The 20031-nt window shown below is 64.5% G+C and carries 19 protein-coding genes; 12 read left to right on the forward strand and 7 right to left on the reverse strand.

From position 1 onward, the window contains the following. Positions 1 to 23 precede the first annotated feature (23 nt). Positions 24 to 497, reverse strand: coding sequence for a hypothetical protein (locus J0P97_RS10070; protein WP_215487650.1), 474 nt, complete (start codon positions 495 to 497; stop codon positions 24 to 26). Between the two features lie 210 nt (positions 498 to 707). On the opposite strand from J0P97_RS10070, the gene J0P97_RS10075 reads away from it, so the two are divergent. Continuing rightward, positions 708 to 1352, forward strand: coding sequence for a 2'-5' RNA ligase family protein (locus tag J0P97_RS10075; protein WP_215487651.1), 645 nt, complete (start codon positions 708 to 710; stop codon positions 1350 to 1352). Positions 1353 to 1485: 133 nt separating this feature from the next. Here the strand turns inward: J0P97_RS10075 and J0P97_RS10080 are convergent, their stop codons facing one another. Both J0P97_RS10080 and J0P97_RS10085 read right to left on the reverse strand, forming a co-directional pair. Further along, entirely contained in the window at positions 1486 to 2133 is a 648-nt protein-coding gene (locus J0P97_RS10080) for a hypothetical protein (RefSeq protein WP_215487652.1), read from the reverse strand. Next, positions 2130 to 3086, reverse strand: a complete 957-nt coding sequence (locus tag J0P97_RS10085) for a helix-turn-helix transcriptional regulator (RefSeq protein ID WP_215487653.1) — start codon at positions 3084 to 3086, stop codon at positions 2130 to 2132. The genes J0P97_RS10080 and J0P97_RS10085 overlap by 4 nt, the downstream gene beginning before the upstream one ends. 51 nt (positions 3087 to 3137) lie before the next feature. Between J0P97_RS10085 and J0P97_RS10090 the strand changes: the two genes are divergently transcribed. Together J0P97_RS10090 and J0P97_RS10095 are read left to right on the forward strand one after the other, a co-directional pair. After that, the gene (locus J0P97_RS10090; protein ID WP_215487654.1) at positions 3138 to 3545 is read left to right on the forward strand and encodes a DUF6157 family protein; all 408 of its coding nucleotides are present in this window, start codon (positions 3138 to 3140) and stop codon (positions 3543 to 3545) included. Next, the gene (locus J0P97_RS10095; RefSeq protein WP_215487655.1) at positions 3542 to 3961 is read left to right on the forward strand and encodes a DUF1761 domain-containing protein; all 420 of its coding nucleotides are present in this window, start codon (positions 3542 to 3544) and stop codon (positions 3959 to 3961) included. The genes J0P97_RS10090 and J0P97_RS10095 overlap by 4 nt, the downstream gene beginning before the upstream one ends. A gap of 153 nt (positions 3962 to 4114) precedes the next feature. Here J0P97_RS10095 and J0P97_RS10100 read toward each other — a convergent pair whose 3' ends face one another. Together J0P97_RS10100 and J0P97_RS10105 are read right to left on the reverse strand one after the other, a co-directional pair. Beyond that, positions 4115 to 4933: an alpha/beta fold hydrolase gene (locus J0P97_RS10100; protein ID WP_308163539.1), complete on the reverse strand. Its 819-nt coding sequence runs from the start codon at positions 4931 to 4933 to the stop codon at positions 4115 to 4117. A 236-nt stretch (positions 4934 to 5169) separates the two neighbouring features. Further along, a complete protein-coding gene (locus J0P97_RS10105) occupies positions 5170 to 5559 on the reverse strand; it encodes a nuclear transport factor 2 family protein (protein ID WP_215487656.1) in 390 nt (129 codons plus the stop codon). Between the two features lie 140 nt (positions 5560 to 5699). Here J0P97_RS10105 and J0P97_RS10110 point away from each other — a divergent pair, with 140 nt between their 5' ends. The 5 genes from J0P97_RS10110 to J0P97_RS10130 all read left to right on the forward strand — a co-directional run bounded on the left by J0P97_RS10110 (position 5700) and on the right by J0P97_RS10130 (position 13338). Next, positions 5700 to 6233: a hypothetical protein gene (locus J0P97_RS10110; RefSeq protein ID WP_215487657.1), complete on the forward strand. Its 534-nt coding sequence runs from the start codon at positions 5700 to 5702 to the stop codon at positions 6231 to 6233. Between the two features lie 179 nt (positions 6234 to 6412). Next, positions 6413 to 6628, forward strand: coding sequence for a hypothetical protein (locus tag J0P97_RS10115; protein WP_196325001.1), 216 nt, complete (start codon positions 6413 to 6415; stop codon positions 6626 to 6628). 679 nt (positions 6629 to 7307) lie between these two features. Next, on the forward strand, positions 7308 to 8582 hold the full coding sequence (locus J0P97_RS10120) for an AlbA family DNA-binding domain-containing protein (protein WP_215487658.1): 1275 nt from the start codon (positions 7308 to 7310) through the stop codon (positions 8580 to 8582). 430 nt (positions 8583 to 9012) lie between these two features. Beyond that, a complete protein-coding gene (locus J0P97_RS10125; RefSeq protein WP_215487659.1) occupies positions 9013 to 9777 on the forward strand; it encodes a DUF6338 family protein in 765 nt (254 codons plus the stop codon). Positions 9778 to 9954: 177 nt separating this feature from the next. Further along, entirely contained in the window at positions 9955 to 13338 is a 3384-nt protein-coding gene (locus tag J0P97_RS10130) for an NACHT domain-containing protein (protein ID WP_215487660.1), read from the forward strand. A 372-nt stretch (positions 13339 to 13710) separates the two neighbouring features. Here the strand turns inward: J0P97_RS10130 and J0P97_RS10135 are convergent, their stop codons facing one another. Continuing rightward, positions 13711 to 14826 (reverse strand): hypothetical protein, encoded by a 1116-nt coding sequence (locus J0P97_RS10135; RefSeq protein ID WP_215487661.1) that lies wholly within the window; start codon positions 14824 to 14826, stop codon positions 13711 to 13713. A gap of 191 nt (positions 14827 to 15017) precedes the next feature. Here J0P97_RS10135 and cmtR point away from each other — a divergent pair, with 191 nt between their 5' ends. After that, entirely contained in the window at positions 15018 to 15377 is a 360-nt protein-coding gene (gene cmtR / locus J0P97_RS10140) for a Cd(II)/Pb(II)-sensing metalloregulatory transcriptional regulator CmtR (RefSeq protein WP_006590980.1), read from the forward strand. Beyond that, complete coding sequence (locus tag J0P97_RS10145) at positions 15374 to 15976, forward strand: cadmium resistance transporter (RefSeq protein ID WP_016997609.1); 603 nt, start codon at positions 15374 to 15376, stop codon at positions 15974 to 15976. The genes cmtR and J0P97_RS10145 overlap by 4 nt, the downstream gene beginning before the upstream one ends. 228 nt (positions 15977 to 16204) lie before the next feature. Here J0P97_RS10145 and J0P97_RS10150 read toward each other — a convergent pair whose 3' ends face one another. After that, positions 16205 to 17650 (reverse strand): MFS transporter, encoded by a 1446-nt coding sequence (locus tag J0P97_RS10150; protein ID WP_215487662.1) that lies wholly within the window; start codon positions 17648 to 17650, stop codon positions 16205 to 16207. Between the two features lie 60 nt (positions 17651 to 17710). Here J0P97_RS10150 and J0P97_RS10155 point away from each other — a divergent pair, with 60 nt between their 5' ends. Together J0P97_RS10155 and J0P97_RS10160 are read left to right on the forward strand one after the other, a co-directional pair. Continuing rightward, positions 17711 to 18688, forward strand: coding sequence for a helix-turn-helix transcriptional regulator (locus J0P97_RS10155; RefSeq protein ID WP_215487663.1), 978 nt, complete (start codon positions 17711 to 17713; stop codon positions 18686 to 18688). Between the two features lie 39 nt (positions 18689 to 18727). Beyond that, positions 18728 to 19996, forward strand: a complete 1269-nt coding sequence (locus tag J0P97_RS10160) for an FAD-dependent monooxygenase (RefSeq protein WP_215487664.1) — start codon at positions 18728 to 18730, stop codon at positions 19994 to 19996. Positions 19997 to 20031: the final 35 nt, after the last annotated feature.

Here is a 20031-nt window from a genome sequence, read left to right on the forward strand (position 1 = left end):
GCAATCGGAGACCAGCTGAAGAATTACCTCATCATTGCTTCGAGCCACTCACCCGCGACCAATTCCGCGCCTGCGACGGCGATGTCACCGTCAAGACGGCCGACGTGATGGACGAGCTCGCCGTTCTGCCAGAGCGACCACGACTGGCCGTCCGTGTAAAGGACATTCGGAAGGAGGGAAAGTCGCGCGAACTGATCCTTGTCATGGCCGCGGTAGCTGCGCGGATCGGCCCCCTTCCCAAGAGCCTTGACCTCGACGAACCCGGTGAGCGCGCCGCCGACAGTGACGGCAAAGTCGGGACGGGAGTTGATATCGGCCATCTGCACCTCACCGATGACGTTCACATCAGATAAACCAAGTGCCTTGGCCAGGGCCCGGAGAAACGCGTCGAGAGGGGTACGGAGCTGATCCTCGGGATCGCCCGAGATGACGGGCTGATTCAGCTTCTTCTTCAGATCAATGCCAAGAGTACGGACGGCGTCGGACAGCATGGTCATGTCCTCACGCTATCGGGAGGAGGAGCGACCGCCTGGCTCTCAGTGGGGGTGAGCCGCCTGCGCCGGCAGAACATAGTTCGGCATGGTGACCGTATGAGGATCGCCTTGTGCACTGCACGTGAGGTACTGCCGACGGGGCGTGATGGGATCACCCGAAAGAAGGCAAGCACATTGCTCGCGATCTGACGCACACCCGCAGACAATGGGACGATGCCATCTCATCCAGTACCCCGGCAGCGAGGCAGCTTCGAGCGCACCCGGGACCATTGGTGGTGGCGGGAGGGATGGGGTCCGGGGACCCGCTACCTGACCTGGCATCTCACGTTCGAGGTCGCGACCGCTCTCCACGAGGCGGCGCAGCGTGCCGGCGAGGCCCTCAGAACGGTAGCGGGCGTCGATGTTGTGCCGGTCGAGTGGTTGCATCTGACGATGACGGGTGTCGGGCATTCCGGTGATCTCGATCCGGCGACGCTGAACGAGCATGTCGACTCTGTTTTCAGCGCTGCGTCCCACGCCTCGATCGTGCCGCTGGTCTTCGATCGCCTCTTCATCTATCAGGAGGGCCTCTGTCTCTCCGCGACGTCACCGGGATTACAAGAGCTGCGCAAGCTGCAAGGCGAACTCGTGTCGGCGGCCGGCGGCCCCGCCCCCGACCCGGACGAGGTCTTCTACCCGCACGTGAGTCTTGGCTACTTCTCTCAAGAGATCAGTGAAGAGGCGTTGAGCGACGCGCTAGAACTCGCTGACCTCCATCAGGTCGTTGTAGTGTCTCCGCGCCTTTCGCTCATCGAACTCGGTCGCGACGACCGCATGTACACATGGCGGGTGGTGGCGCAGCAAGAGTTGCGCAGCTGACCCTCCCGTTCGGATACACGCGACCAAGGCAGCAACTGCGTGAGCTGGCGCAGGATTGCCTCGATGAGGGACCGGTCAAGGTACGCGGCGACATCTACCGACGAGACCGATATGAGCAGGCGAGAGGTGTGGTTTAGGAAACCGACCCAGCCGTCTGCAGAAACATCGAGACGATCGCGGTTGCCGCAGCGAGCGAAACCAGCAGCGGAGACGTGAGCGCAATGATCCATCGCGTGACCGCAGGATGATCGCACGCGCCCGCTACGCGCTGGCCGACCAAGTAGGTGACGGCCCGCGCGAACCCTGCGCGACGACGATCGACGCCGAGCCGTTTGACGTCGATCGCCAGCCACACCAGGAAGATGACGATCGCGGCCTGGATCGCGTAGATTCCCACGGCCCCGACGAGCGAAGACAGCGCGTCGGCAACTTGCTGCGCCGAGCCCGCGGGGACGGCCACCCCGGCCATGCCGCCTAGGAACGTCGAAACGCACAGCAGGAAGGCTGAGGTTCCGTAGCGGCCAAGCCACGACAGTCGGTTGAGGAGATGACTCTGGTCGGCGAGTCGAGGGAGGGGGCGAGCGCCGGCAAGCACCGTCATCGTGAGGCCGGCCACGACAAGCGTCAGGGACCAGAACAACGCGATGGGCCACATTCGGCCGAATAGCGAGCCAATGCCGGCCACGAGGTAGAAGGTCGTCAGCACCGGGACCGGACCCAGCAGCGCGGACGCGATCACCTCGACACGTGAAGGACGTTTGCCGGCTGCGACTGTGCTCATGTCGTCAACATACGGTCAACCTCGGACGTTCCAGGACCCGCCAGTGCGACACAAGCGGGTGTCGGTTGCCGGGTGATCGCTGCCGACTCTGCCGTGGTTGAGCGGCGCTCCTGTGCGGGTGTCGGAGAGCGTCTTTGGTCGTGCAGGTACTGGCCGGGCGTGGTGTTGGTGGCGACTCGGAATTCGTTGGTGAGGTGCGCTTGGTCGACGTATCCGAGCTCTGTAGCTATTCGAGCTATTTCTGACCCCGGGTCCGAGAGCCGGCGGACTACTTCCTGGAGTCTGATGCGTCGAGCGACGTCGTTGGGTCCTCGTCCGACGGTTCGTTGCAGCGCTCGTTGCAGCGTGCGCTCGCTTGTGCCCAGAGCGGTCGCAATGTCCCGGCCCCGCCGCACCTCAGGAGCGGAAACCAACGCATCTAACGCAGCATTGGCCAAGAGGTGAGTGGGGGTCGGGGGTCGTTCGCGGATCATCTCTCGAATGAGCACGTCCGCCCGTGCGGCGCGATCCTCGTCGTTCGTTCCCGACACAGCCTTGACAAGCGCGTACGCTCTGGCATCCAGCTGGGTTGTCAGCTCCTGCTCAGGCGTCAACGCGGCGGCGTTCAGGTCCGAGAGCACCGCGAGTCCCGCAGGACGCAAACGGATAGCGAACACAGATCCACGGCCGACGATCCTGCGATTCCACGCCTTCGGGTGAGGTGAGGACACGACGAACGGCGCCGGCACGTCGCCCTGCTCAATACTGAAGGTGACGGCGGGGAAGTCGATGATGCGCTGATCCACGAACTCCTCCGCGGGAAGGTTCCAACGCACGCTCCAGTACGTGTCGATCACTGCACTGACATCGCGCGCGGGCCGAATCCACGAGGCAGCGAAACGAGAGAGGTTCTCTGGTGCAAGGACACCGGATCGCTCCGATGTAGCGATCGTCCGGACAGGTGAGCTGCTCATGTGACGCAATTCTCCAATACTCACGACCGGGGGACCAAGCAAGCTGGTCGGGTGAGCACGACGAACTACTACAACACGTTCATCCAAGTCGCACCGGACTGTCCGACGAACATCCCGGAGGTGCCGCCGGTCACCGCGACCCCGACCGTCGCGGCGCTGCAGCATCGGCTGATCATGGAACGCCCATACGGGCTGACATCCGATGACATCATCTTCGGTGTGGCGGCCATTCGCGCCGACATCCCTGTATGTGACCACGAGGCCGAACGCGCCCGCTTCTTCTCGAAAGGTCAGCCGTGCATGCGCGCCTCCGTGCTGTCCAAACGGTACGGATGGGGCACTCATCACGACGCGCAGGGCCGCGTTGCCCTGTACGGAGTTGGTACCCCCGAGTATGAGCGCCTCGCCGCGGACCCACACATCACCCAGAAGCTGGCGATGCGGTCGTCCCGCGCATGAATCAGACTCTCGGAGAGGTCACGTGGTGGGCGGTCGGCATTGCGGCACTGGCGTACTTCGCCCTCGGCGCCGCATGGTTCACACCCCTCTTCGGCGCCGCCTGGGATCGATCGATCGGCCATGACCGATCCGCCTCGAAGGGCAGATTCCCGACCCCGTACTACATCTTGCCGATGGTCGGAGCTGTCGTCACGGCCGTTGCGATCGCCGTCGTCATCGCGCTCATCCCGGCTACAGGGCCGCTGATCGGCACGGGCATCGGGGCGATCGTCGGTCTTGCCATCGCCGCCGCAACTCTCACCAACGCGCTCACACCACACACTCCCAAGCCCTATCTCTTCGCCACCATCACCGGCGGCTACCACCTCGTGGGATGCACCATCGCAGGCCTCATCATCGGCGCCCTCGGCACCTAGGAGTCACTACCACCGACTCTCGGGATGATCGGAACGACAGCCGCCCGCGCGCGGATCGTTTCCGGGACGTTGAGGGCCTGCTGGCCGCTACTCCGTGCCAGAACGGTGAGGGGTTCGGGCACCGAAACTATCGGGACTGAGTTTCGGTGGGAGTCACTCGGGACCGGTGAGCCACGAGGCGAGGCGGTGACGGAATGTCTCGGGTTGCTCAATCCAGGGGTAGTGGCCGCAGTCTTCGATGAGTGTGTAGCTGGCGCCGAGAAGGCTGGCGTAGTCCGCGACCGGCTTGACGCCGGTCAGAAGGTCGCGACTGCCCGCGACGACCAGGGCTCGTGGGTGACTCGTAGCGCGGATGCGGTCAGTTGCATCCGGAGGAATGTCGATGAACCAGGCCTCCGCAGATGCGAGGCTGACGGCACCGATCGTCGCGTGAGCTTGCTCGACGGCGGTCCAGCGTGCGTAGCTCGCGGGTGCTTGCCGCCGGAAGGCCACGCGGAACTCGGACTCGGTTGCGGGGTCATCGGTCGTCATGGCGGCGAGGGCTTCACGCGCCTCCGCGGTGGCCCAGTCCTCCGCGATCGACTCGGCGTCGGAAGGTGTGCCGCTGAGCCAGGAAGCGGGCGGGGTAATAAGAGCCATCGAACCGACCCGCGACGTGAATTGAGCGGCCGTGGCCAAAGCGAGGCGAGTGCCGGCGGAGTGCGCGATCACATCGAATGAACTGAGGCCGAGTGCGTCGGCGAGGAGGATGACGTCGCTCGCGTCGGCCCACCACCCGCGACTGAGCCCGCCACTTCGCGGGGTGCCTCGCGGATGCAGGACGATGAGTGGCCGGACATCACCCACGCCGGCGAAGTCGCCCAGATACTCCGGCCCTCGGCAAGGGCCTCCGGGTAGAACGATTACCGGATCGCCCACGCCGTCACCGAGAGCGGTGACCGCGAAGGGAAGGGCGAGCATGTCGAGATTCACGCTTCCAGGGTGGCACGCCAGTTGTAGATTCCCTCAACCGCCCGAATCTGATCGTTTACGGCACGGCCGGCGCCGACGTGGATCAGCACTCAACACCCCGGGCGATGTAACCGCCGAAAACCCCCGCCGTAACGGCCACTGGTCGAAGCCCTCATCGGACGTTTTCGGTGGGTCGAACGTGAGTTCGGGAAGGGCTGCCATATGTGACCGCAAGGGGATGGGCTCGGGCCGTGAGGTCAACTCTCCTCGCGGAGGTTGTTGAACGTGTCGCGCAGCGGTGCAGTGTCGTAGACAATGTGGAGTTCGTCGATCAGTCCGTGCTCGCTGAGTTCTGCCACATCGACGACCGCGAACGGCGCTGGCTCGCCGTTGCTGAGCACCCAGTCGAAGTCGAACCAGAAGCTGACCACGGTGCGCCCCTCGGCGGTACCGACCATCGTGGCCCGCAGCGTAAGTTTCGATTCGGCGGTGTCCTCGAACAGCCGCGGATAGAACTCTGTGGCCGGGAGGGTTCCGTACAGCGGCGAATGCACGGTCCCGGAGGGAGCGAACAGCGCCAGAACTCCGTCGAGATCAGACGTCTCGAGTGCCTTCAGGTAGCTCGCCACGAGCTGATCGGTCGTCATCGCAAGATCTTGCCACGAGACCGTCTCGACGCACGCCGCCCGATAAGGATCTCTCGCTCCCTCGCTGCGCGCAGCGGTCCCTTACTCGGGCACTGCCCGTTTGCGGATCCCGGCGGGGCCCTCTCGCTACTCTGAGCGACGTGGGATCAGAATCATCTGGACCGAGCCACTGGGCGCTTCGGCTGAGTCAGCGTGTCGACGAGTGGGAGCGCGATCTCGGTGCCGGCTCGCAACGCATAGTAACCGGGGCAACATTCTTGCTGGGCTCATCGGGTATCGTCGCCTCGCTCGCGGGAACGCTTGTACGCGGACCACTCGTATGGCTGACGGTCGCCGGCGCACTTCTGTTGCTCGGATCGATCGGCGCGGGGCTCTTCGCCCTGATCAGCCCTCAACAGAAGTGGTCGTATGAGCATCTCGGCGCCGTTATTGGTTCCGATTGGGACACTGAGCCGGAGGCTATCGACTTGGCCATCGTCAGGGCGCGTATCGATGGCCTCAGCATCCGCGAGCGACAGCAGTCAAGGGCGCTCAATGCCATTCGAATCGGGATGGTGGCCTTCGTCGCGGCGATCTTGCTTATCGCAACAGGGCAAATGGCATCCACGTTGGGTATTACGGTCGAGCGTCCCACTCACGTATACATATGCTCGGATCCGACCTGCTCAACGTAGACGGGCCGTCACGTGCCGCAGGAGCGGATACGAGTCCGGATCCTCGTCGTTCGCGCGTATGGCGACTGCGCAACGAGCGGACCGTTCGTATCGGAAACCGACGCCCGTGCAGCGACCGGCATCCGTGCCGGCGGCTCGTTGCGCGCCAAGCAGAGCTCTTGATGTGGCAGGGTGCTCACATGCGAATGACTCTGGCATCTCTGGTGGTCGGACTCGGTGCCGTGATCACCATCGCGGCCGGAGCCGCGCTCTACAACTACGGCATCGTCGCCGATGAGACCGGAATCAGCGGCTGGAACCCGATGCTTTGGATTCTCATGTTCGGCGGCGTCGCAACCGCCGTGGTTGGGACGATTCAGATCGCGATCACAGCCGGGAACGCTCGAGCCCGATAGCTTGACGCCAACCATCGCGGGATCGCTCTGGCCGGGTCACCGCTTCCAAGTCGGAGGCGTGCGCTCGGCGACCGGCTTGAGAACGTTCTTAGGGGACCTCAAGCGTTGCGGGTGATCTGTTTTCGCAGCCCGCCCCGTTCGGCTCGGTCGTCGCATGCCAATCGACAGCCAGCCGAGTGGAGGCGAGCGTCGCACCACTTGCGTCGGATGCCGTCACCTGCGGCTCCCGCGGCGCGTCGACGAAGAGCTCGAAGACCCAACTGTCTCGAGAGGCCGCTCGTACCCCGTCCACGCACCGTTCGTCAGTGCAGTGTTGCATCGACGCAACGTCGGACGAATGCGCACCCGTGACCACGACTTCGAGCACGTTTGTGTAGCCCGCTTCGGTGCAAGCCATGGCGCACCCGGTAGCGCCACCGATAACCGCTGTCGCCACTGTGGCCGCGAGAAGACGGTGGAAACCACGCACCCCACCAGCCTCGCACTTCGGCCTCGAGCACGTGGTGAAATCTCTCTGAATGTCGGAAGCCCATCGACCGCGCGTAGATCGACCGGCTTCCGCACGCTGTCCGACATATTGCGGGCATTTCGAGACTCGCGGATCTGGAGTGACAGCTCGAACGGTCTGCTCTCCGGGCAGTTTCGGGGCAGCGTGGCCGAACGCCCCTACGATTACGACATGCTGTTCACCTCGTTGCACCGGTACCTCGGTGAGGCGCCCGGACCGATCACCGAGCGGATGATTGAGGATGCCGTCAGCCAGCGACTCCCCGAGACAGGGGACTTGGATTGGAAGTCCGCACTTCCTCCCGAAGCACGATTCGCGCTATCCGACATCGTCAAGGACATGGCCGCGATGGCTAACTCTGGGGGAGGCACCATCGTGTTCGGGGTCAACGAGACCGACAAACGCGCGGTCGGTCGCCAGGAAGCGGGCGAGCTGAACGAGGGGTACGAGCGTACTCTTCGCCGTGTCGCTTATACCGCCATCACACCGCCGATCCGCGGCATCTATGTGGAGCGCATTGCCGGAGATGGTCCGCGCGCGATTGCGATTGTCATCCCTGACAGTCCGGATGCCCCGCACTTGGTCTACCGCGATGGGCACAGCTTTAGCGCACCTCTCCGCAACGACAGCGACACCGAGTGGATGCGGGAGCGTGACCTGGAAGCGGCCTATCGCACGCGGTTCAGCACAGTTGCCGACGCCGCAGAAACGCTGGAAACGATGTACGCCGAGTGTGTGAGTGCGTACGACCCCGGTAAAGCAGTCGTGCTCGTCGGCGTGGCTCGCCCGCGGTACAGCACGTCGAAGACGCGGCGGCCACGTCACGCCATCACCGGCTTACGCGACGAAGCGTGGATGCGCTCCGCGCATTGGACGAACTTCGACCTTCGGCGATCGTTGTCAAGACCGCTCAGTCACCCGCTCGATGCGGTAGACCCGTATGCCCCGCGTGCCGGCCTGAGGCGGTGGACCGCGCTCGCTGCAGACCCCACCGGCGGAATTGGTGCGCACGCCACTGTCCACGATGACGGGTCAGTGAGTCTCGGGTGGGTCGCCGGTGGGCAATGGCCTTCGAACCGCGAGGCGGCATACGCGGGTCGAGAGATCACGTCCGACTCCATCGAAGTATTCGTCGGGGACTTCCTGTCGCTCGTGCGGGAGGTTGCCGGCGCTGACTCGGGGACGGACGTCGAGATCCAGATCGGCCTGGAGTGGAATGACGCCGCCGACGTGGTTTGCTATGAGATGGATTCGCACGGACGCTCCCACTTGGCACCGGGCTTGTTCGGTCGAGCTTTTACCTGCGTGCACGCGACCGTCTCCATGCAAGACGCAGAGGAGCGCTATTACGAAGACGTGCGCACCGTCGCGCTGGACTGCGTCAACCAGTTCGGAATCAGAGGTCTGAGCGCGCTAATGGAACCTCCATTTCCTCCGCGGCGCTGACCTAGCGCCGTTCTCGCGAATGGCGCGCGGAATCGGCACCACCCCGGTCACGATGTGCTCCGAACCGCGTCGGCCCGCGGCCGTGCGGGGGCGCTGTGAGTTCGTACGAATCTTCGCGCAAAGGCCTTCGCACGATGGGCAACCGACTATGGTCGGCGTTCGGGCCCGCGAATCAAGTGACAGGAGTGAAACCGGAGCCGCCGAGTCACGAGGGCTCGGGTGCTGGTGTGCGTCTAGCGGGACGTTCCCTGCGAACTCGCGGGTGGTCGCGGAATCTGGTTGGCGGGGCGGACCGAAGGCGAGATACGGTTGCTCACAGGTTGCTGAGCGTGCTCGATCGTCTGTGACTTCATGGTGGTGACGTTTATCACGTTCGCCTCCGTCCCTCTCATGACTGGATTCTACCAGCTGTCCCCTCGGGAGTGGTCCTGTGCCAACTGATCTCGTCGGTGTCGGGTTCTACTTGCTACTGATTATCCCCGGCGTAGTTTTCGCCTTCAGTCGTGAGCGCCACCGCCCGAAGGTTAAGCGATCCGCCTTCAGAGAGACCGCGACCGCGATTCTCGTGAGCGCCGCGATCATCAGCCTGTTCGCGCTCGTCCTCGCCGTCGGGTCAGTCTTCAACACCTCATGGCACAACCAGGTCGCAGAGTTCCTGGCCGACCCGAGCGCGTACGCACGAGAGCATTACGAGCTCTTCGTGATATGCGGCTTCATGGTGCTCACATTCGTGTCGCTTCTGGCGTGGTGGCTCGGGAGCGAACGTGTCCACAACTTGACCATCGGTAGGTCAGGCGATGATCCTGATAGGGAATCCTGGGGATACGTCTTTACCCGGCAGCCCGCTGCGCTGAACTTTGCGGGGGTTCAACTGAAGGACGGCACCTGGGTCCAGGGTTATGTGGACACGTACGGCAATGTCGGCGAAGAAGGTACACCGAAAGCGCTCACCCTCATCGGGAGCCTCAGCGTCAGACCGCCAGGAGGGGCGCTTCAAGACTTCGATGGCGAGGTCATCGTGGTCAAGGACGAGGAGATCCTCTACCTGTCAGTGACGTACATCGCGGGAAGGGGCGAGCAAGATAGCGAGGAAATCATAGAACCGAAGCGGCACTTGCGCTCAAGACTGGCTCTCGTTGTTTTGGCGGCCGCGTCTGGTCTCATCCTCGGACTCGTGCTCGGAGATGCCGCATAGGTACACGACTCCCCTGAGTTCGGCGGTGGCCGGCCGCCAGTCGCGCCAGACGCAGAGCAAACCAGTTGTTACTCGCAGATTCCGTCGAAGCCGACGGCGGTCTCATCGTCAGACACTTCTCGCTAGTAGCGTCGATCTCGTCTCGGGTGGTGTGAGGCGGTCTGCAAGGGAGGATTCGTGGCGATCAGCGTTCGTACGCGAAAGCTGCTGTGGGGGCGGGCTCACAACGAGTGCGCATACCCCGGATGCGCACAGCCGTTGACCGAAGAAGTTGCCGATGCGATGTCCGGCGCGATCGATTCGACCGTCGTCGGAGAAGAGGCGCACATTCGCGCGCAGAGTGCGGATGGTCCGCGATTTGAGCCGGACTACGATCACGTCGATGGCTACGAGAACCTCGTGCTCATGTGTCCGACGCACCACGCTCTCATCGATGCGAACGATGGCGCTGGCTTCACGGTCGACCAACTACTCGCGATGAAAAGGAAGCACGAGGCACGCACCTCACAACGCGACGCACGAGAGCGCGCGCTGCGCGCGTACTTGGGCGACCGCTTCGCGGCGGAGAACACGGTGCAGTTCCAGCAAGTGGATCTCCGGGGACCGTCGGTCGAAGCGATGTTTGTTGACGTTCCTATCGGGTGTCGACCGGACGACGCCGCGGTGGCCGAGCTGTTCAGGCACATCGCCGACGTGGCCCCGGGCGACACGGATGAGCTTCGGGCCGCATCGGGACTCATCATCGCGGGCGCTGCGCAGGTTCTTCTCCATCCCGACTGGGTAGGCAACGCGGTATTGGTGGGCGGGCCGGGCCAAGGAAAATCCACTGTTCTCCAATTCGTTTGCCAGTTCCACCGCGCGCGCCTCCTGGGCGAGGACGCATACACCGCGGGGCGCACCGGGCTGGCCCGGGACGCCACAGTCGGTCGGTTCCCAATTCGCGTCGATCTTCGCCGCTACGCCGCGTGGGCGGCCCCGTTGCGGGACGCGTCAGCAACGAAGCGTCGAAGGCGACGTAGAGATTCGTCTGCAGGACCACAGTGGCGAAGCCTCGAGGAGTACATGATCGAGGACATTCGTACCCACATCGGCGCGAATACTTTCGGAGCTGAAGATTTCGCCAGCGTGATCGCCAACGAGCCGGTACTGCTCGCGCTTGACGGACTCGATGAAGTCGCAAGTCTTCCGACGCGTTCTCGCGTGATCGAAGAGATTGCGCTCGTCAGGGGTCGGCTGATGCACGATGCCGCTGATCTTGTGATCATCGTCGCGACAAGACCCGGAAGCTCGCTCCAGCCGCTCACCTCGTCGGGCTTCCCGCTGCTTCACCTACAGCGCCTCACGCAAGGATTGCGGCTGCAATACCTTCGTCAATGGGTGGCAGTTTCAGGCGTTTCGCTCGACGCCGCGGTTCGTCTCGAATCGACATTCATGGACAGCCAACATATCGCTCACATCAGCGAGTTGGCTTCGTACCCGATGCAACTTGCGATCCTGCTCCACCTGCTTCACCGACGTCAGCTGCTACCACAGCAACGCACAGACTTGTATCGCGAGTATCTGAAAACGTTCTTGGATCGAGAGCAGACCGAGGACAAAGAGCCTCTACTAGACGAACAACGCCGAGTCGTGGAGGATACTCACGCGTATCTGGGCTGGTACTTACAAGCGAAGGCGGAGCAGGGTGACAGCTCCGGCGCGATCACCCGGACAGAACTCAAAGCGCTACTGAGTTCCTACCTGGCAGGGCAGCCCGAAGAGCAGAAGCTCGCTGATGAGATGTACTCCGCCATCACGGACCGAGTCTTGTGCTTGGTCGAGCGAAACGATGCCTTCGAGTTCGAAGTGCAGTCTCTCCGGGAGTACTTCGCCGCGCTTCACATGTTCGAAAACCTCACGGCTCGGGGCGAAGGAAACTCTCGCGATGACGGCTTGGATGCTCTTCTGGAGCGGCCATATTGGGCAAACGTCTGTCGATTCTTCGTCGGCATGCTGGCCAAGGGCGAGGTGCGGGCGTTTCGCGGAAACCTTGAGGCCGCGAATCGGCGAGTGGGTCCACATCCTTTCGTGCGCGGGATGGCTGTCCAGGTACTGAACGACCGAATCTACAACGGGCAATCTGACACTGACATCCGTCGGGTTGTGGATTTCATCCTTGAGGGCCCCGGCTTGATCTTCGGCGAGGACGGCGCCCTCGACCCCACGGGCGCACCATTGCGCCTCGGGGAACGGGCGGGGCGTTCCCAAGCCGTCGCCCACCTCATGGACCGAATAGACGGCGGCCTACCTGCCCTAGAGATGAAGGCCGCAGCGACAAGTCTCGCGGCGCACGCGAGCGCGAACGATGACTTGCCCGGCTGGTGGTGGTCCCGCTTCACACCGACGCCACTCTGGCTTGAGACTGCAGCCCAACTCGGCGCGCTTCGAGATCCTCCCGCATTATGCGTAGAAGGCCTTCGCGCCCTGATTGGCGAGGATCCTGGGCGGACCGGATGGCACGTTGAGAGCCTCGTAGCGGGGAACTATGGGGGCTCGGACGCCACTGTCCTCACAGTTGCGCAGTTAGAGGTCAATGATGGTGCGGTCGAACTAGTTCGCGCATCGACTGGAACCGTCTTGGGTGCGCGACTAGCGGTCGCAAGAGCAGCAATATCAGGCGGCGCGCTGCCCATCCCAGGCCCCCTCGGTGCGGCGCAGAATGTCAGTTCGCCGTCTGGAGCCGTTGAGTCTGCGTCCGCCTTTGATCTCAGCCGACGGCTGAACGCAGTCGCAGGACAATGTGGCGCGGGGTGGGTGCTGCGGCGAGCCTTCGGACTCGTCCCAGCGAGATTCGATTTTGAAGAGCTCGGCGCCTTCATCACTACCGGCATCGTTCGCGATGCGTTTGAAATAGAGAATCTCTACCGCAAGAACAAGGCCAAGCTCGATTGGTGGCGAAGGACGCTCGAATCGCAGACAGGCAGCCGGGACACCGCACTCACAGCGTTCGCGATGTTCCGCCACGCTCGCGCCGACGTCATCGTCAAGTTGGCCGCCGAGCTGGACGCCGCGATCAACGCTCTCGACCCGAGGCACTATCGGGCGCTCGAGGGTGCCCTGCTGGATGGAGCGGCCGTTGCATCCACCCGTCGGGTAGACCTGGTCGACGCCTTCCGTCTGAAGCAGATCGATGTCTCGGGCCCCACCTTATGGCTGCTCTGGATCGTCGGCACCGAAGCGGCACGTGATCGAATTGGTCGCGTGCTCTCGGGCGCTCTTGCCGAGATACTACGAGCTGGGCTAACGGACGGACGCCGGCCAGTTGCGGCAGCGCACGGCGGCCGAAAGCTCAAGCTAGAGGTGTTCGAAGGCACTCGCGGAGTGTTTGCCAGCGGCGCCAATCTGAATCCCAACCGGCTAGTCTCCATCACGCCAACGCAGGCCAAGGCAATGATGAGAGCGCCCGAGAACTGGCCGACTGAGATTGTGCAAATTGCTGCGGACAGGCTCGCCACGCGTGCAGCCGAGACAACCGCCGCGCTGGCCGACGTCGCGAACTCCAATAGATGGTTCGTGTCCTAGGCACGCTATCAGGCCGAACGATTTCAACTGCGTCCGCCGCCAAGCTTCTCTGACGGCGCCGTGCGCTTGCGCGAATGGCTGAGTGTGGTGGGGTCAGCCGCAGAGCCGCGACATTGGTGCGGCTGATTGATTCGTGATAGCAGGCACCGCCGCATGCTGCTCAGATAGCCGGGTGCTGTCGGGTGTGCGGAGCGAGACTGACGCGGGGACAGCTGTGATCTGTGTGGTCGATCCGAGGGCTGCAAGCACCCTCGAGGCCTCGCCCACGACCACCCATCACCTACCGTCCATGTCGTGGATCGAGATCGCCCGCAGCCGCCTCGCAATCACGCATTGCCCGTAAACGGATCCTGGCTGGGAACGCGCCGACGGTCAGCCGCTGGCCGTGTTCCGCGATGCCCACTCGATCGTCCGAGATATGAAATCGCATCCTGCACCTCGCAGTTCTGTGTTCTCCGCGCCCAGCACATCGCGAAACGGCTGCCCGAGCTCGTCCGCTAGAAGTGCTCTGCTGGTGACTGACTCAGGCATGTCGCCATACCCGTAGGCATGTAACAAGATGCCGACAACTTCTGCAATCTCCCAGCCGGTCGCCGCAGGCGGCGCAGCCGGAGACTGAGAGCGAAACGGGTCCGGCACGGTGAGTGCGCGGAGCGCGAGCAGCGCGCGGGTTGTGGCGGCGTCTGAATTGCTGCTGTCGGTCATGAGCTCGTAGGCCGCCGTCAAGCCATCGAGCAGTCGCGCTCGTTGAGACCGGAGGTTGTGGAGCGCCCGTGCGTGCCAGGCGAGAAGTGCCGCAATGACGGCGAACCCGACGGTGACCGCCACTTCGACGACCCAGCCGTCCTGGCCGTGATACAGAGCGAGCGACATTGCGCTGAAAGTCGCCGCGAGTAGTGATGCGGTCCAAGTCAGCTGGCTCCAGTGCGCTTGATACGGCCGCGGTTTGGGAGAAGCTGACAACAATGGGGGCGCCGATGCCGAACTCGCTGCGCTGAAGAATATGCCCACGAAGCCGAGCGCGAAAGCCGTCAGCTTGGTCGACACGAGGGAGTCAACTGAGGTAAACGACCCTTCGGACGTCACGGTGATGATCGCGACCACGCCCGCTGAGAGGACCGCAGCCCACGCCAGCGAAGTGAACACCCACCACGCGGGGGTGGCGCCTCGCCTCATCCGAGATGTCAGCCGCCTGTAGGTTCCTGCGCGCAATTGCACAGTCCAGGCAGCGGCGGCAATAGTGCCGCCGAGTGTGGCTAGAACGGTGAGCGCCGAGCTCGCGACGGGGTGTTGGAGGAGTGCGGCGAGGATCCCTGCCGCGAGGGCGACGACCGTCGCCCCTCCGAACCACCACCAGTTCCGTCGCCGGCGGTGGCGCACCAGACGCCGCGCAGCGCGCGAGCCGAGGTCGTCGCCGGTCGGGGTGATCGTGAGCTCGGAAGCCAATCGCCATAAGTCGGGCTTCGGTGCAGTCGTGAAAGTGCTCATCAATCGCGAGCGTAAGCGAAGGGGGCGACACGTTCGCCTACACCCGGGACGAGCGTCGCCCGGATAGGGATCACCAATGCACGCTGAGGCCCCTCCAACGACCACTGCCCGAATAGGGATCCCCTTACGGGCATGCGATCTGGGCTGACGCCTGTGACCGAGTGTTCAGTGCGCGCTGTATAGTTCAGTCCATGCTGACTATTGCTTCGCGTCTCGACGTGATGAACCGCCTGGGTCGTGCACTGGCCGACCCCACTCGATCCCGGATCATCTTGACCCTGCTCGACCATCCCGCTTACCCGGCGGAACTGGCCCGAGATCTGGACCTGACACGCCCGAACGTGTCCAACCACCTGGCATGCCTGCGCGATTGCGGGATCGTCGTCTCCGAGCCCGAGGGTCGTCGGACACGATATGAGATCGCCGATTCGCACCTGGCGCAGGCGCTGACGGCACTGGTCGATGCCACCCTGGCAGTGGACGAAGACGCCCCGTGCATCGATCCCGCCTGCTCGCTTCCCGGATGCGACGCAGCTGGGGAGGGCGCATGATCCTCACCTCGGTCTTGCAGGCGATGGGCCTGTTCGCAGCGACCAACATCGACGACATCATCGTGCTCTCCCTCTTCTTCGCGCGAGGGGCAGGCCAGCGCGGCACTACCGCCCGCATTCTGGCCGGCCAGTACCTCGGATTCGCCGGCATCCTCGGTGCCGCGGTCCTGGTGACCATCGGTGCCGGAGCATTCCTGCCCTCGGCAGCCATCCCGTACTTCGGTCTCATCCCTCTGGGCCTCGGCCTCTGGGCCGCATGGCAGGCCTGGCGCGGAGACGATGATGACGATGACGACGAGGCCAAGGTTGCCGGCAAGAAGGTCGGCGTGTGGACAGTCGCAGGCGTCACCCTTGCCAACGGCGGCGACAACATCGGCGTCTACACCCCTGTCTTCCTCAGCGTGGAACCTCTCGCAGTAGTCGCCTACTGCATCGTCTTCCTCGCGCTCGTCGCGGTCCTGGTGGCCCTGGCAAAGTTCGTCGCCACCCGCCCCCCGATCGCCGAAGTGCTCGAACGCTGGGAGCACATCCTCTTCCCCATCGTTCTCATCGGCCTCGGCATCGTGATCCTCGTCAGCGGCGGAGCCTTCGGACTCTGACGTAGCGGCAGCGATCCAAACGGCCCCGACCGGGCGCACCCCTCTCGGTTCAGACCGCGACACCTACCTGCAGCCAGTCCTGCGTGATCGCGGCAACAAGACCGCCACGGAGCGCTGCAAAAACCCCGCCACCAAGCGAACGAAGCCACAATTCTGCCCGAGTCGGCAGCAAGCGCGCACGCTCGATGCCGTCCCACAAAGCGATCGTCCTGCGGGTCAGCGATCGGGCTAACCGTGCTGCGGCGCGGTTCTCGGGAGGAGGCACATCGCGAGTCCCGCGACAACGTAGAGAACCGCCGAGACGAGGAGCACACCGCCTAGCGCAGGACCGTAGACGTCCAGGCCCCTGCCGGAGCCGCTGCTGACGGCGGCGAAGAACGCCGTGGTGAGGGTTGCGATCCCGACCGCTCCGCCGATCTGGTTGACGGTGGACAGGACTCCGCCTGCTGCGCCGGCGTGCTGGCCGGGGACTCCCGCGAGGATGACGTTGACGAGGATGGGGACCACAAGGCCGAGGCCAAGACCGCCCAGGAACAGCCCGCCCGCGAGAGGCCAGTAGCCGGGGTCCTCGCCGGTGTTCACCGCGGCCCACAGAGCAACGTAGGACAGCGCGACGACGAGGGAGCCGGCGACCAGCAGCAAGCGACCCGCGCGGGCGGCGAAGGCGACACCGATCCCTGAGGTGATCAGCGATCCGATCGCGTACGGGAGGATCGTGAGGCCCGTTTCGAGTGCTGTTCGCCCGGCTCCGTCCTGCAAGTAGACGGAGAGCATGAGGAAGAGAGATCCGATCCCCGAGAAGAACAGCACGGATGCGATCAGGCCGGCCGAGAAGGAACGGCTCTTGATCAGCGTCGGGTCGAACACCGGATCACCGCCGCGCGCGAGTAGGCGCCTCTCGTAGAGGACGAACACGGCGAGGACGACAACGGCTGCACCCAGGAGCGCCCAGCTCGGCGCCTCCCAGCCCCACGACGTCGACTGAATGAGGGGGAGAAGGAGCAACACGATCCCTGCGGCCGCGAGGACTGCCCCGATGATGTCGAACGCGGATCGGCGGTCGGATCGAGACTCCGGGAGCACTCGAATCCCGATGATGAAGGCGATGACGCAGATGGGGACGTTGATCCAGAAGATGCTTCGCCACTCCATCCCGAACAGGTTCGCGATGACCAGGAGACCACCCAGGAGCGGACCTGCGACGGAGGCGAGGCCCTGAACGGCTCCGTAGGCGCCGAACGCTTTCGCACGCTGCTCGGGTGCGAACGAGCCCCGGATGATGCCGAACACCTGCGGCACCATGATGCCCGCAGCAAGACCCTGAGCTGCACGGAACCCGATCAGTGCTTCAGGTGTGCCCGCCAGCGCGCACAGGGCTGAGGTGACCGCGAACGCGGCGAGACCGAGGAGGAAGATCCTCTTTCGGCCGTAGGAGTCTCCGAGGCGTCCGCCGGTGATCAGCCCGGCGCCCAGAGCGAGTGTGTAGGCGGCGACCACCCATTGCAGCTGTGCGCGGGATGCGCCGGTGGAGGCTTCGATGGCGGGGGCTGCTACCACCACGATCGTCGCGTCGACAAGATCGATGAAGGACGCGAAAAGGACGACGAGGAGCGGGAGGGCGGCGCCCTTCGGTGAGGCGAGCGGCGCTGAAGGTGGGCTGGCTGGATTCGACATGGAAGCACTGTGGACCGGCAACCGGACACGGAATGGCCGGTTTCGATGTTGGATGAGGTCATGGCCACCACCTCCGCCCGAGCGCTGAAACTGCTGTCGATGATGAGCTCAGGCGCGACGTTGAACTCCGCGCTACTTGCCGAGCGGTTGGGGGTCGCCGAGCGGACCGTTCGTCGAGATATGGAAACGCTGCGAGACCTCGGATACGAGGTCGAGCCCATCAAGGGCCTCGGCGGTGGATACCGACTGCGCGGCGGGTCCCGGCTTCCGCCGATGGTGTTCGATGAGGACCAGGTGGTGGCGATCGCAGTCGCGCTTCAAACGGCGCCGACAGTGCTGGCCGGCATCTCGGAGTCGAACAATCGGGCGCTCGATACTGTGCGGCAAGTCATGCCGGAGCAGCTGCGCATCGAGTCCGATGCGTTCACCGTCACGTCTGTCCCGAATTACTGGGAGTTCCCCGCGGCGCCGATCGGCGCCCAGGTTGTGCGAGACGTCGGCGCGGCGGTCCGCCGCCGGCATGTTCTCCGAGCTGACTACCTCGAGAGCGCAACCGAGATGGTGCGGATGCGGGTGGAACCTCACCAGATGATCGTGTGGGCGGCGCGCTGGTACCTCGTCGCGTTCGACCTCGACGCCCAGGAGTGGCGCGCGCTGAGACTCGACCGCCTGCACGCCAAAGACCCCACGTATGTCCCGTTCCCCGACCGTGAGCTACCCGCCGGATCGGCTGAGGAGTTCGTGAAGCACACCTTCGATCGTGGCGACTCGGTGGCTGGCTGGCCCTGCCAGGGGTCTGTGGTCCTCGCGGTCCCACCCGAGATCGCGGCGGAGTTTGCTCCGGGAGGGGCCGTGGTGCAGAAAGTCACCGCCGGCACATCCCGCCTCACGATGGGAGCGTGGTCCTGGATCGGGCTCGCTGGCCTGTTCATCACGTTCGCCGCTGACATGACGGAGATCGAACCGCTCGAGCTGCGCCAAGCGTTCGCCACGGTCCGCTCTCGACTCGGCCGATTGCCAGGAACACCCACGCCATAGCGGCCTTCCCGTGTCCGGTAGTAGCGGCAGCTTCGTCCCATGACACAAGAGAAGAACCCCCTACGAGTGATCGTCGCTGGCGGCGGACTGGGCGGACTGGCCCTCACCGCGGGTCTGCTGAAGCGCGGTATCGACGTCACGACGTTCGAGCGGGACACTGACCTCAGCCGCACAGGCGGCTACCACATCCATCTGGACCGGGCAGCGACCACGGCGCTGCGCGGCCTCCTGGAGCCGGAATCATTCGAGGCGATCCTCGCGTCGTCCGCGACGACCCGAGTGCAGGGCGGCGACGTCATGCGCGACATGCGGGGGCGGCTGCTGCTACGCAAAGCGGCACCCGACGACGACGGCGGCGTGAACATCGACAGGATCACCCTCCGGCTGATCCTGGCCGACGCGGCTGCCGCCGCGCTGCGCACGGGAACCGTGGTGCACCGACACTCGACAGAGGACGACGGCACGATCAGCGTCGGCCTCGAGGACGGAACGACGCACACGGCCGACGTGCTCGTGGCCGCAGACGGAGTGCACTCCCACATCGCCGCAGCTCTTGCCGGCCGACCGACCAACACCCCCACAGGCCTGCTCGGTATCGGCGGACGCACCCCGGCCTCCGCCCTGCCCAAGAAGGCGCGAGAACTGTTCTCCACGGACTCCGGCCTCGCGATCGGCCCCGGAGGAACGGGGCTCTACATCGGGTACCACGACCCGGTGAACCAGGCGGCCGTGAACTCGCCCCACCTTGCTCACCCCGTCACCACCGAACCGACCTACATCTGGGGCGCTGTCCTCTCGGAGTCTCCGAGCACGGACGCGCTGCGGCCCCTCGAAGGAGGCGAGCTCCGCGACGCGACCACGGCGCTACTGCGGCGTGCCGGATGGACGAGCCCGATGCTCGACGTGATCACTCACACCGACACAGACGGCCTCGCCACGTTCAGATTCCACGCAGGCCCGGAAGTCGCGAACGACGTCGCCCCCTGGCCCGCCGGCCCCGTCACCGCGCTGGGCGACGCCGTACACGCCATGCCGCCCACCGCTGGGATGGGCGCCGCTACAGCGATCCGAGACGCCGCAGCTCTCGCTGATGGGCTCGAAACCGTTCGTGACCAGCAGGCGACGATCCCGGCCGCCGTTCACGACTTCGAGCACGGGATGCGGATCCGAGGCGCCGCCGCCGTCAGCGCCTCCCTCGGCCCTGTCGGCATCATCCACGCGACGAACACGCCAGCCGGCCGCATCGTCGCGCGCGTCGGTCTACCCCTTGGGGCTGCACTAGAGCGCCTGCGCCACCGACCCCGCTAGACGAGGCCATACCCGTAGCGTCACCTCGACAGAAA

Source organism: Microbacterium flavum (assembly GCF_018717645.1).
GTDB classification, from domain to species: Bacteria; Actinomycetota; Actinomycetes; order Actinomycetales; family Microbacteriaceae; genus Microbacterium; species Microbacterium flavum.

Bases quoted from the DNA above. Each gene is read 5' to 3' on its own strand.
- J0P97_RS10070 (WP_215487650.1), bottom strand. From the start codon at position 497: ATGACCATGCTGTCCGACGCCGTCCGTACTCTTGGCATTGATCTGAAG.
- J0P97_RS10075 (WP_215487651.1), top strand. From the start codon at position 708: ATGCCATCTCATCCAGTACCCCGGCAGCGAGGCAGCTTCGAGCGCACC.
- J0P97_RS10080 (WP_215487652.1), bottom strand. From the start codon at position 2,133: ATGAGCACAGTCGCAGCCGGCAAACGTCCTTCACGTGTCGAGGTGATC.
- J0P97_RS10085 (WP_215487653.1), bottom strand. From the start codon at position 3,086: ATGAGCAGCTCACCTGTCCGGACGATCGCTACATCGGAGCGATCCGGT.
- J0P97_RS10095 (WP_215487655.1), top strand. From the start codon at position 3,542: ATGAATCAGACTCTCGGAGAGGTCACGTGGTGGGCGGTCGGCATTGCG.
- J0P97_RS10105 (WP_215487656.1), bottom strand. From the start codon at position 5,559: ATGACGACCGATCAGCTCGTGGCGAGCTACCTGAAGGCACTCGAGACG.
- J0P97_RS10115 (WP_196325001.1), top strand. From the start codon at position 6,413: ATGCGAATGACTCTGGCATCTCTGGTGGTCGGACTCGGTGCCGTGATC.
- J0P97_RS10120 (WP_215487658.1), top strand. From the start codon at position 7,308: ATGCTGTTCACCTCGTTGCACCGGTACCTCGGTGAGGCGCCCGGACCG.
- J0P97_RS10135 (WP_215487661.1), bottom strand. From the start codon at position 14,826: ATGAGCACTTTCACGACTGCACCGAAGCCCGACTTATGGCGATTGGCT.
- cmtR (WP_006590980.1), top strand. From the start codon at position 15,018: ATGCTGACTATTGCTTCGCGTCTCGACGTGATGAACCGCCTGGGTCGT.
- J0P97_RS10145 (WP_016997609.1), top strand. From the start codon at position 15,374: ATGATCCTCACCTCGGTCTTGCAGGCGATGGGCCTGTTCGCAGCGACC.
- J0P97_RS10150 (WP_215487662.1), bottom strand. From the start codon at position 17,650: ATGTCGAATCCAGCCAGCCCACCTTCAGCGCCGCTCGCCTCACCGAAG.
- J0P97_RS10155 (WP_215487663.1), top strand. From the start codon at position 17,711: ATGGCCACCACCTCCGCCCGAGCGCTGAAACTGCTGTCGATGATGAGC.
- J0P97_RS10160 (WP_215487664.1), top strand. From the start codon at position 18,728: ATGACACAAGAGAAGAACCCCCTACGAGTGATCGTCGCTGGCGGCGGA.